An 11902-nucleotide genomic window follows, 5' to 3' on the forward strand; every position below is an offset into this window, starting at 1 on the left:
CCCACCGGAGATGATCACCAGTGCGAATCGCGCGTACCGCCGCAGTCCTGTCCGGCCTGGCCTTCGCCGCCGTCGCCGCGGCGGCCCCGGCCACCGCCGCCCCCGCCCAGCCCGCCATCATCGACGGCAGCACGGCCGACTCCCTGCACGCCGCCGCCCGGATGTTCGCCGGCGGCCAGGAGCTCTGCTCGGCCACGATCATCGCTCCCGACTGGATCCTCACCGCCCGGCACTGCACGCAGGGCGCGGGCGGCAAGCAGATCACCTTCCACGTCGGCAGCCTCGACCAGACCCAGGGCACCGAGGTCTCCGCGACGTCCGTGCACGACTCCCCCGACGCCGACATCTCGCTGGTCCAGATCGACCAGAAGGTCCAGACCGAGTACGCGCCGCTCGGCACCGCGAGCGACGTCAACGTCGGCGACACCGCGCAGGTCTACGGCTGGGGCGCGACCTGCACCGACCAGCCGGAGATCAACTGCCAGTCGCAGGTGCTGAAGGTGGCGAACGTCCAGGTCACCTCGGTCGACTGCCCGGACGGCGCGGCCGGCGTCTCGGTGTGCGCCAACCGCGGCGACGGCATCACCGCAGGCGGCGACTCCGGCGGCCCGATGTACGCGAACGGCAAGCAGGTCGGCGTCGCCTCCACCAGCGACCGCCAGTCCTACACCGCCTACATCAACGTCACCCAGTACCGCGACTGGATCCAGTCGGTCGCGGGCGTGTGATCGCGGGCGGCCCGGACCCGGACGGATCCCCGGGTCCGGGCCGCTTGTTTCACCCCTCCCCGTCCCTGGCCCGCGCGAGCACCTCCTCCGGCCGCAGCGGGCTCGCCGGGTGGTGGCTCAGGCACAGCGGCGTCGACACCCGCCGGAACCCGAACGCCTCGCCGGACACGTAGAACTGGGCCCGCTCCAGCCGCGAGATGTCCGCCACCGGACTCCCCTTCGCCCGCGCCATCTCGTTCGCCGCGGCGATCTGCGCTGGGCTGTTGAGCCGCCCGAAGAACTGCGTCATCGCGTTGCCGGCGATCTGGTTGTGCAGGCCCTTCGGCGCTTGCGTCGCGAACAGCAGCCCCAGCCCGTACTTCCGGGCCTGCGCGGCGAGCACGATCGTGCTGCGCGTGCTCGCGGTGAGCGACCCGGACGCCGCGAGCGTCTGCGCCTCGTCCATCACGAACAGCGCGCCCAGCGGCCGGTCCCCCGCCGGATTCCGCTTGATCCACGCGAACAGCTCCATCTGCAGCTGGTTCACGAAGCTCTGCCGCTGCGCCTCGGCGGGCAGCCCGGCGAAGCTGATCACCGAGATCCGCGCCCGCTTGCCGTCCGCCGGGGTGAGCAGCACCGCCGGGTCGGCTGGGGTGCCTGCTCCGGCGAACAGCGGGTCGTTCACCATCGCGGCCTTGAGCAGCTCCGCGACCTCAGCGGCGATTTTCCGGCCGCCGTTGAGATTCGTGACGCCTTCGGGGAGGTCCTCGAGGACCTCGATCAGCTCCGGCAGGCTCCGCGACCCGGCGCGGGCGTGGTGCACGATCGTCTGCCGCAGCACGGCCAGTCCGATGTCCGCCTTCGCGGTGCTGCCGGTGAGCCGAGCCTGCGGCGCGAGTGCCGCGACCGCCACCTCGACTGCCGCGGAGAACTCGTCCTCGTCGTCGAGCACCCCGGCGAAGTCCGGCAACGGCTCGAACCCGAGCGGCCGCCCGGTGGCGCGGCCCGGCGTCCAGACGACTACGTCGGTTTCCTCGAAGTAGCGCTCGGCGAGCTGGGCGTCTTCCGGACCCCAGCCGCTCGGCGGACTCGGCCACGCGTCGCCGAGGCGGGCGAGGTCGTTGTTCGGGTCCAGCACGATGGACGACACGCCGAGCAGCGCGCATTCCTCGATGATCCGGCGCAGGAGCACCGTTTTCCCCGACCCGGAACCGGCGAAGACGGCGGCGTGCTTGCGCAGGGCGGAGAGTTCGATGCGGATGGGTTTGCCGGAACCGGTTTCGGTGCCGAGGGTGAGGGCGCCGTCGGGCGGCGGGTGGGTCCCGTCCGAACGCGGGGCTTGGGCGGTTCCGTTGCGGCTTGAGCGCGCGGTCTGGGTGAAGAGGGAGGGCTGAGCGGCGGGTGCCGGGTGCACGGGTCGCTTCTCTACTGGCAGCGGGGCTGGGTTCGCGGGGCCGCCGGAGCGCACCGCCGCGTCAGGCAGGACTCCGGACAGCAGCTGGGAGCGCCGCGCGGGCCTGCGGTCGATGAGCCATTCGTGGACGTCCGGGCCGCCCTTGGCGAACATCTCGTCCAGCGCCCAGAACGTGCGGACGTCCGCTTCGGACATCTTGAGCCGCTTCCCTCCGGCGGCTTCGAACGCCCGGATCTCGGCCTGCGTCTTTTCCCCTTTGGACCACGAGGAGTTCCGGATCAGGACGAGGTGGCGGTTGTCCGCCCCGGGCCGCAGTCCCGCGGCCGAGCGCGCCTTGCGGAACCGGTTGAGCACCGCGAGCGGATGCCGCACGGAGATCGCCCGGAACGCCCAGTGCTCCTCCAGATCGGAGTCCTCGTCGAGGGTGTGGGTGAGCCACGCGTGCAGTTCGTCCTCGCTGCCGCGGGCGTCCCACTCCATTTCGTCGTCGCCGACCTCGGTGATCCAGCCGCGCAGCGCGGCCGACAGCAGCCGGGGCATCACCTCGTCTTCCACTTTGTGGTCGAGCAGCGCCGACGGATCCGCGGCCGCGCGCAACTGCTCGAACCAGGCGTCGAGTTCGGCGAAGCGGTCCGGCTTCGGTTCCGCGCGGGCCGAAAGCACCGGTGGGGCGTCGGTGTCGAAGCTGGTCAGCTCCTGCACCCGCTCCGCGCGGACGCAGGCGTCGATGTGCGCGCCGATCCGCTTCAGCAGTTCGCGCGGGGTGTACTCCTCCCACGGCCCGTCGAACGCGGAAGGCGCGACCGGCCAGGTCGAATGCGGCGGGGTGAAGTCCATCGCGGCGTAAGCCACTCCGAGCCGCCGCTCCACCAGCCGCCGTCCGACCTCGGCGTCGAGCACCCGGCCGAGCGTCAGCGTTTCGCGGAAGCGGTCCGGCACGGTGTCCGAGGCCTTGTCCTTGATCAGCATCCACGTCGTCGGGAGGCAGGCGAGCACGGTCAACGTCCGCCGGGTGACCTCGCGCAGTTCCATCAGGCCGTCGGCGATCTGGGCGACGAGGAAGTCTTCCTCGCCGCGATGCCCGATTTCGCGAGCCTGCAACGAAGACCGGGCGATGAGCGTGTCGAGCTGGTCGACCCCGATCACGAGCGGACCGGTGAGCGCGAGCAGCCGCGTGATGTCGTGCACCTGCCCCAGCGCGGACTTCGCCTTCGCCCGGATGCCCCACTTCCGGCGGACGCCGGATTTCGACTCCTCGGAACTGCCGAGGTACTCGTCGCCGATCTCGTTCTGGGTCAGGTCTTCCGCGGCGTACAGCACCAGCGCGCGGGCCGTGTCCGCGCATTCCACGGCGACCTGGCGGTCGAGCTTGCGCAGCCCCAGCACGAACGCGTCGAGGTGCGCGCGAGTCAGCGCGCCCGTGCCCAGCAACGCCGAAGTCGCTTCCCAGGACACGTCGCCGCGTTCGCAGACCCGGCGCACGAAACTGCGCAGCTGCGTCTCGCCGGAGTCGTCGGTGCGCAGCAGACCGCGGCGCAGCGCGTCGGCCGTGTTCTCCCAGAAAGCGTCGCCCGCGGTGAGGTCGTCGAGGAAGAAGTACCCGCCCGCGCGGTGCGCCGCCCGCCGGACCATTCCGAGGAGATGGGTCTTGCCGACGCCCTTCATCCCCTGCATGACCAGGCCGATCGGGCTCGGCCCCTCGCTCGCCGCCGCGTCGCGGATGCCGACGTCGATCGCGGCGATCACGTCCGCATGCAGCCCGTCGACGTGGTACGGCGAATCGCGCCATACGTGGTCGGGCGTGTCGGCCCAGTCGAACCGCAAAGTCGCCAGCACGGCCAGATGTTCGATCATGACGCCTCGATGGACAGCATGTGGTTCTCTTCACCGCCGATGCGCACAGCCGCCGCCCGGTCCGCCGCGGTCAGCACCTTGCGGTTGGATTCCGGCACCAGTTTCGCTTGCCCGGTACGGCTCAGCTCCTTGAGCACCGCGTCGACCTCGGCGGTCTCGGCGTGGCCGAGCGACGACCGCAGATCGGCCAGCCCCACCCACCCCCGGGGCTCGCGAGCGAGTTCGCGATAGGCCTTGACGATCATTTCCTTGAGGTTGACCGCCTGCGGCGCGTTGCCCTCCGCGCCGCCGAAAACCTCCTTGAGCGAAACGTTGTGCAGCCGCAGGTACTCGAAGAACTTGTTCAGCGCCAGGTAAGCCACCACGGTCAGCGTGCTCCGCACCGGTTGCGGCGGGGACAGCGCGGCCAGTTCCTCCGCGCACCAGTCCCAGCCGGCGTCGGTGAGCTGATGCGCGAACGCGCGGCCGGATTTCCTGCTGCTGACGTAGCGCTGGTTGAGCTTGACCCGGTCCTTCCCGTCGAGCGCGAAGCCCGCGGCTTCGCGCAGTTCCGGATTCGTCATCTCCTTGCCGTGCACCATCAGCGCGATCATCGCCGCGGACTGCTTGTGGCTCAGTCGTTCGTGCATCCGCCGTCCTTCCTCGGGGCATCCCGGCCGCGGGCGCGGGCGGGTGTCTGGCAGGTGCGGCTAGTTGCCGTTCACCCGCACGTCGAGCACTTGCTGGGCCCACGCCAGGGCCTTCTGGACCGGCAGCGGCGGCGGTATCGCGCCGTTGTCGTGACGCGGGCGCAGCACCACGGCCAGGTCCGCGCCGAGCTCCTGCGCGCGCACGCTGTCCCCGGCCCCGACGACAGCGGGCAGTTCGCTGGCGAACTCGCCCACGAGGTCCCACAGTTCCGGACGCAGCCGGACGTGTTCGGCTTGCCGCAGCAGGGAAACCAGGTCCGCTTGACCGGTGTCGACCAGTGCCCGTCCGGCGCCGATCTCGTCGGCGAGGGTCCGCGCGACCTTCGCCGGGCCGTTCAGCGCGCTGAGGCGCAGATGCCGCAGGTTGCCGAGGTAGCCGGACAGCTCGCGCGAGTCGGTTCCCTCGGTGAGCACCGGGATCAGCCTGCGGTCCTGGCCGAGCGTGCGGTGCAGGAACAACTCGACCTCCGCCAGCTGCCACCGGCTCGCCTTGCCGTCGATCACCAGGCACAGGTGCCGGGCGTCGGTTTCCGCGCGGCCGAGCCAAGAACGGTCGCCCGACAGCGAACGGCCCACCCGGATGCCGAGAGTCTCCAGTTCCGCCACCAGCTCCCGGGAGACGTCGAGGTTCGACCGCGGCATGCTGACCTGGATGTCGTAGGCGAAACTCTGCGTCCGGGTGCGCACCGCCGCCACGTACGCGTCGCGGTTTTCGGCCAGCAGCTCGGTCCGGTCGAAGGAATGCGCGATCACCGCGGCGACGGTCTCGAGCGCGAACCCGATCTGGTCCGCACCCGGGCTTTTCTCCAGCAGCACCGGCAGTTGCTCGCCGAAGGTCCAGTACGAGACGTAAGGCAAGGTGAGGTGGCGCGCGATCACCGCGGGCGGAACGTCCTGGTCCAGCCAGCTGTCGAACAGGCTCCGCGTCTCCTTGAGGCAGATCTCCCGCCAGCTTTCCGACCGGTCGTACTCCTCGCGCGTGTCGAACCGCGAGAGCACCGGCAGCACGGGAAGCTGCGGACGGTCGTACGGCAGGGCGTTCCGCGCGACATTCGCCCGGCGCGCGACGTCGACCGCGCCGCGCACACTCTGCATGTTCGCGGTGTAGAGGACGACCAGCCGGTCCGGCAGGTGCGCGGTGCAGATGCTGCCGACGTCGGAGATTCCCGTGCGGCTGTCGAGCAGGACGTAGTCGTACTCCGAGGTCCAGGCTTCCCGGCAGCGTTCGAGATACTCGCCGAATTCCTCGTCGTACAGGCCTTCCCAGTCGATTCCCTGCACCTGTGCCGGATACTCGGGGCCGTCGCCGCCCGCGGCGAGGAAGTCCAGCGCGCCGGCCACGTTGTCCAGGCGGACCGGAAGGACGTGCCGGTTCGGCCGGACGGTGCCCGCCCGGAAATCGGCGACGAGATCGACTACGCCGCCTTGCGGATCGTGGTCCAGCTTCGGCCGGAAGTACTCGTGCAGACCCGGTGCTTCGAGGTCCCAGTCGATGCACAGCACGCGGTGTCCCCAGCGGGCCAGCAGCACCGCGATGTTGGCCAGCGTGAAGCTGCGGCCGACGCCGCCCTTGTAGGAATAGAAAGTGATCACGACGCCCGTCATCGCTCAGAGCCTCGGGAACCGGGAAGCGGGCGGGACGTCCGGCCGCGGAGTCAGCACCGGCCAGTCCGGCCGCCACGCCGGGGCCGCGCTGAGCAGTTCTTCGACCTCGGTCGCGATGCGGTTCATCTCGTCGTGGAAACCGATGTATTTGGCCGAGACCTGGAATTGCTCGTACGGATGATTCCACTCGGTCAGGTTCTTCATCCGGCGCTGGTGCGCGTACGGCGGGAAGTTTTTCGAATCGCAGTAGATGACCGGGTAGATCAGGGTCGCCGGACGGTCCCGTCCGGCGAGTTCTTCGCGGCGTTCCATCGAGGCCCATTCGGCGAGGCACCACTCGTTGTAGAAGTACTTCGGCGAGCACACCGGGACCAGGATCCTGGTGTGCCGCAACGCGGAGCGCAGTTCGTCCGGCCACTTGCCGCCGACCCGCACCGACCCGTCGAAGAACACCTGGACGTCCCGGTCGAGGTTGCCGTCGAGCAGTTCGCACAGCCGCGGGTGGAAATGGTTGCGGACCCATTTGGAGATGGCCTCGGCGCACCGTTCGTAACTGATGAAAACGTCGTAGTGGTACACCTGGGCAGCGCTCCCCCGTCGATTTCCGCGTCCTGGCGATCCCGTCCTCGGACCACGACGATACCTTTGGCGAAGACCCCGGCAAGGGACAGATTCTGGACACTTTGTGGCCGAAAACCCGCTGCCGCCGGCCGGACCCGAGACTGGACCGGTCGCCGCCGCCGGAATTCGAGGAGCCCGATGTCCGCCCCCGCCGCACCCCGGATCTTCATCAGCTACGCCCACGACACCGCCGCCGAGCACTACCGGCAGGTCGGGACCTTCGCCACCTTCCTCCGCGCCAAGATCGGCCTCGACGTCCGGCTGGACCAATGGGACGACGCGTCCCGGATCGACTGGTCGGCCTGGGCGATCCGGAACATCCACGCCGCCGATTTCGTGCTGGTGATCGCCTCGCCGAACTACCGGCGGCGCGCGGACGGCGAGGCGCCCTTCGACGAGGGCCGCGGCTCCCAGTTCGAGGCGCGGATCATGCGCGACGCGCTCACCCGCGACCTGGAGCGCGAGACCAGCCGCATCCTGCCGGTGGTGCTGCCCGGCGCTTCGGTCGAAGACATCCCGGCGTTTCTCACCCCGTATTCGACCACGCATTTCCGGATTCCCGAATTCACCGACGACGGCGTCGCCGGGCTGATCTCCGCGATCACCGGGCGCAGCCAGAACGAGCGGCCGGTGCGCGGGATCTGGCGCGGGGCAACGGATTCCGCGCCTGGGCCGGTACTGGCGACCGAACTGCCGTGGCGCGACAAGAGCGCGGACATCACCGCCGGCTCAGCGCGGATCGACGGGATCAGCTACGAGCACAGCGTCGTTTTCCGCACCGCCGGGCCGACCTTCGGAGCGTGGGCGTTCGCGGAAATCGACCTCGGCGGCTCCTACGCGCATTTCACCGCGGTCGCCGGAGTGCTCGACGACGTCGAGGACGCGGATTTCCAGATCGGGCAGTTCTGCGTCCGGCTCGACGGCGAAATCCGGCACCTCGACCATTCCGCCTCCGGCAGCCCGCGGCACACCGAACTCGACGTCACCGGCGTCCGGCGGCTGCGGCTCGAGATCCGCCGTCCCGCGGCGGGCCCGGCTGCCCGCACGACCCGGCCGGCCGCGCTGGCCTGGGGAAACCCGACGCTGCGCTAGGCGCGCGTTTCCTGCTTTCGAGGAAACAGGAAACGCCTTGTCCGCACCCGTTCCCGGATCGCATTCTGGGTGCACGCCGCTCGTTCCGGGCGGTTCGCCGAGAATCACGGAAACCCGGTCAGCCGCGAAAGAGCACTATTTCACGGCGGGGGTTTTCCGTGCCTGGATCCGGGAGGGAGGTGCGGGAAAATGCAGACGCACGGAATCGTTCTCATCCTCACGCTGCTGGGCCTGGCCTGACGCGGAACGGCCGGATTCGCCGCGAGGGCGGATCCGGCCTATCCGCGGGCCCGCAGGTGGTCCCGCAACGCCCGCGCGACCCGCGCCATCAAGATCTCCGCTTCCGGCTGGATCGCCGCGGGCACCCGGGATTCGGTGAGCGCGGCGACCGCGAACGCCTGGCCGTCCGAGTGCTCCACCACCCCGATCTCGTGCCGCAGGTTCACCAGCGTCCCGGTTTTCGAGGACCACTTCGCGGAATCGGACGCGAAATCCGGGGCCAGCCGTTGGCGCAGCAGGTTTTCGCCCATCAGCTGCCGCACCCGCGCGGACACGTCCGGGTCGATTTTCGACGGCGTCCACAGCGCGGTCAGCAAATCGGTGAACGCGCGCGCCGAACCGGAACTCGCGCGCGAAACGTCCAGCTGCCGCACCGGATGTCCCTGCCCCTCGGTCACCGCGCCGATCGCCAGCGAATGCGCGAGGTGCACCTCGGCCGCGTCGAACCGTTCCACCGGCGTGTCGCTCAGCTCGCTCAGCGAATGCCGCACCGAGATGCCGGTGATGCCCCAGTCCCGCACCGTCCGGGTGACCTCCGCGGGCGAGGTGAGCGCGAACAGTTCGTCGGCCGCCGCGCTGTCGCTGATCGCGGAGGCCAGGTACATCAGGTCCTCGACCGAAACCCGCGCCGGATGCCGGAACCGCGCCAGCCCGGTCGGCCCCGCGCTCTCGGCGCGGCCGGGTTCGACCTCCACCTGCCGCGCGCCGTCCAGTTCGCCGCGCCGGATCCGGTCCTGCGTCACCGCGACGAGCGGGACCTTGACCAGCGACGCGGTCGCGAACTCCAGGTCGGGTTCGATCCCGATCTCGCGGCCGGACCCGAGATCGCGGACGAGGAACGAGCCTCGCAGCCCGCCCTCGTCGAGTTCGTCCCGCAGCCGTGCCAGCAGCGCCTCAGTGTTCACGGCGCCAGTCTGCCGCACCGCCCGGGTCCGGACGGCGCGCGCGCTCCCCCGTCGCGACCTCCGCCCCCAGGCACCGCGCGATCGCGGCACGCAACGGCGTCCGCACCCGGTCGACGTCGTCGCCCAGCCCCGCCGCCACGTCGTATCCCCGCGCGAGCCGGACGCCGCCCACCGGACGCCACGCCAGCCCCAGTTCCCGCGCCTGATCCGCTGAGCACAACAGCAGATCCGCCGACCCGATCACGCTCGCCGCGGCCGTCGTCAGCGTCCCGGCGACCTCGACCTGCGCGGGCAGCAGCCCGGCCGCGTCGCGGGCGCGGAACACGCGGTCGCGGACATGCGGCACGTCGTCCTCCGGCTGCACCCACACCCGGCGGCGCGCTCCGGGCGACCGGCCCGCGCGCAGGGTTTCCAGGTGCACCACGGCTTCGTCCGGCTCGGCCTCGCTCGCGAGCCCGAGCGGCACCGTCCACACCCCGTCCTCCGGCGGCACCGCGACCAGCGCGGCCCGCACCTCCTGCGTCCGCACCAGTTCGGCCCGCTCGGCAGGCCCGGCGACGCGGAACTCCAGAAAGACCTCCACCGTCCGCGCCTGCGCTTCGAGTTCGGCGAGGTCGCGGGTGGTCGACGTGTCCGGGACCGCCAGCCGCAACGGCCGCCGACGCGCGCGCTGCGCGTCCGATTCCATCGCCTCGGCGAGCCGGACCAGGCGTTGCGCGGACGGCAGCAGGTCCCGGCCGAACGGCGTGAGCCGCGCCCGCCGGGTCGACCGGTCGAACAGCCGCTCCCCCAGGTGCTTCTCGAGCGCGGCGATCCGGCGGCTCGCCACCGGCTGCGGGATCCGCGCGACCACCGCGCCGCCGGTGAAGCTCCCCGCTTCGGTCACGCTCACGAACGCTTTGCAGCAGCCGACCAAGTCCACGAACAGAGCTTATGCCAGATTCGCATGATGTCGCACGGAAGTGTCTTGGACCGCATGAACCGGACGCGGGCACGCTGCTGGGGAGTTGATCGACTTCGGAGGGAGAACCCCGTGTTCCGCAGGCTGACCCTGGCCGCGTTCGCATTGGTCGCGCTAGCCTCATGTGCCACACCAGCAACACCGGTCGCCCCGGCGAGTTCCGCGCAGTCCGCCGCGCCGGCGGCGGCCAAGACAGTCGCGCAGCCGGATTTCGCCGCGCTGGAGAAGGCTTTCGGCGCCCGGCTCGGCGTCTACGCGATCGACACCGGCGACGGCCGCGAGGTCGCCTATCACGCGGACGACCGGTTTGCCTACGCTTCCACGCACAAGGTGTTCAACGCGGCAGCGATCCTGCACCGCGGGGATGATCTGACCCGCACGGTCACGATTCGGCAAAGCGATCTCGTGCCCAATTCCCCGATTACGGAGAAGCACATCGGGGAGCAAATGTCGTTACAGAGCGTCCTCGACGCTGCGCTGCGTTACAGCGACAACACGGCGGATAACCTCATGTTCCGCGAAATCGGGGGTCCCGCCGGGCTGGCTGCGGAGCTGCGCCGGCTGGAGGATACGGTCACCCACGTGGACCGCATCGAGCCCGCTCTCAACGAGACGAGCCCTGGTGACGTCCGGGACACGACCACCCCGCGAGTCTGGGCCAAGGACCTGCGCGCCGTCGCGCTCGACTCGGGACTCCCGGCGGACAAACAGGCCGTGCTGACCAAGATCATGCGCGCCAACACCACCGGCGCGCACGTGATCCGCGCCGGCGTGCCCGCGGACTGGCAGGTCGCGGACAAGACCGGGTCCGCCGATTACGGCACGCGCAACGACATCGCCGTGCTCTGGCCGCCGCACCGCGCGCCGATCGTGCTCACTGTGCTGTCCGATCGCCCGCAGAAGGACGCGAAGACCGACGACAAGCTGATCGCGCAGGCCGCCGCCGCGGTCGTGAAGGCGTTGCAGTGACCGGAATCTACCGGGTGGTCACCCACGTGCTCGCGGTGCTTTTCGTGCCGGTCGCGTGGGTGGTCGCGCGGGGCCGGGCACGGCACGTCGCGTGCCAGTGGGCGCTGGGGGCCCGCTATCCGGCCGAAAACCTCGCCGGGCTCACCCCCGGCACGCACGCCGCATTCACCGCGGCGCGCACCGAAGCGTTGTGGCGGCACGGAATCCTGCTCGGCCTGACTTCCGGTCACCGGGACGCCGCGACGCAGGCCGACCTGTTCCATGCCGAAGTCCAGCGCGCCGGTTCGCACGAACTCGCCCTGCACCTCACGCTCCCGCCCGCGCAATCGCAGCACGTGCGGGGCGTCGCGCTCGACGTGCGGCCCTACGAAGGCGCGCAGTGGCTCGAAGCCCACGGCGGACGGTTCGGCCTGTATCGCGTGTACGACAACGAATGGTGGCATTTCGAGTACCACCCGGACGGCCGCCCGCAGCGGCTGCCGCATCCCGGTTTCGCCGCCACTCGCGCCGCCAGCTGAGCCTGGTTCGTCCACTGTGGACCAGGCCGTGAGTCACAGATACGTGACGAAACCGGACAAGCGGTAACGAAAGCCTGAGCCGGGCGAATAACCGGATGTGCCCGGGGGCGTCCTGGGCCTGTCCCGAACGGAAACCGCATGATTCGCCCGGTCTCGAACCGTCTCCTCCTGCGCTGGGGCGCCGTAGCGGCCGCCGCCGCGCTCGCGTGCACCGCCTGCTCCGGCTCCGGCTCCGGCGGGAACGCCGCCCCGCCGCCCGCCGCCGGCGCTGCCGCGAGTTCGCCCGCC

At 70.6% G+C, this 11902-nt stretch carries 10 protein-coding genes; 4 read left to right on the forward strand and 6 right to left on the reverse strand.

From position 1 onward, the window contains the following. The first annotated feature begins 20 nt into the window (after window positions 1-20). Complete coding sequence (locus tag EIZ45_RS33495; protein ID WP_037819510.1) at window positions 21-728, forward strand: trypsin-like serine protease; 708 nt, start codon at window positions 21-23, stop codon at window positions 726-728. 49 nt (window positions 729-777) lie between these two features. Here EIZ45_RS33495 and EIZ45_RS33500 read toward each other — a convergent pair whose 3' ends face one another. From EIZ45_RS33500 to EIZ45_RS33515, 4 genes are read right to left on the reverse strand one after another with little or no spacing between them, the layout of a single operon-like run. Further along, a complete protein-coding gene (locus EIZ45_RS33500; protein WP_134666538.1) occupies window positions 778-3975 on the reverse strand; it encodes an ATP-binding protein in 3198 nt (1065 codons plus the stop codon). Further along, window positions 3972-4604, reverse strand: a complete 633-nt coding sequence (locus tag EIZ45_RS33505; protein ID WP_205670119.1) for a hypothetical protein — start codon at window positions 4602-4604, stop codon at window positions 3972-3974. Before EIZ45_RS33505 ends, EIZ45_RS33500 begins: the two co-directional genes overlap by 4 nt. Before the next feature lie 60 nt (window positions 4605-4664). Then, window positions 4665-6269: a KGGVGR-motif variant AAA ATPase gene (locus tag EIZ45_RS33510; protein ID WP_134666536.1), complete on the reverse strand. Its 1605-nt coding sequence runs from the start codon at window positions 6267-6269 to the stop codon at window positions 4665-4667. Between the two features lie 3 nt (window positions 6270-6272). Continuing rightward, entirely contained in the window at window positions 6273-6848 is a 576-nt protein-coding gene (locus EIZ45_RS33515; protein ID WP_134666534.1) for a TIR domain-containing protein, read from the reverse strand. Between the two features lie 180 nt (window positions 6849-7028). Here EIZ45_RS33515 and EIZ45_RS33520 point away from each other — a divergent pair, with 180 nt between their 5' ends. Next, window positions 7029-7982, forward strand: a complete 954-nt coding sequence (locus EIZ45_RS33520) for an SEFIR domain-containing protein (RefSeq protein ID WP_167756625.1) — start codon at window positions 7029-7031, stop codon at window positions 7980-7982. Window positions 7983-8260: 278 nt separating this feature from the next. Here EIZ45_RS33520 and EIZ45_RS33525 read toward each other — a convergent pair whose 3' ends face one another. Together EIZ45_RS33525 and EIZ45_RS33530 are read right to left on the reverse strand one after the other, a co-directional pair. Then, complete coding sequence (locus EIZ45_RS33525; protein ID WP_037819503.1) at window positions 8261-9166, reverse strand: serine hydrolase; 906 nt, start codon at window positions 9164-9166, stop codon at window positions 8261-8263. After that, window positions 9156-10088, reverse strand: a complete 933-nt coding sequence (locus EIZ45_RS33530; RefSeq protein ID WP_240690775.1) for a LysR family transcriptional regulator — start codon at window positions 10086-10088, stop codon at window positions 9156-9158. The genes EIZ45_RS33525 and EIZ45_RS33530 overlap by 11 nt, the downstream gene beginning before the upstream one ends. Before the next feature lie 111 nt (window positions 10089-10199). Between EIZ45_RS33530 and bla the strand changes: the two genes are divergently transcribed. Continuing rightward, complete coding sequence (gene bla, locus EIZ45_RS33535; protein ID WP_134666528.1) at window positions 10200-11096, forward strand: class A beta-lactamase; 897 nt, start codon at window positions 10200-10202, stop codon at window positions 11094-11096. Further along, complete coding sequence (locus EIZ45_RS33540; RefSeq protein ID WP_037819499.1) at window positions 11093-11614, forward strand: D-alanyl-D-alanine carboxypeptidase family protein; 522 nt, start codon at window positions 11093-11095, stop codon at window positions 11612-11614. Before bla ends, EIZ45_RS33540 begins: the two co-directional genes overlap by 4 nt. The last annotated feature ends 288 nt before the right edge of the window (window positions 11615-11902 follow it).

It is taken from the genome of Amycolatopsis sp. CFH S0740, from assembly GCF_004522315.1.
GTDB classification, from domain to species: domain Bacteria; phylum Actinomycetota; class Actinomycetes; order Mycobacteriales; family Pseudonocardiaceae; genus Amycolatopsis; species Amycolatopsis nivea.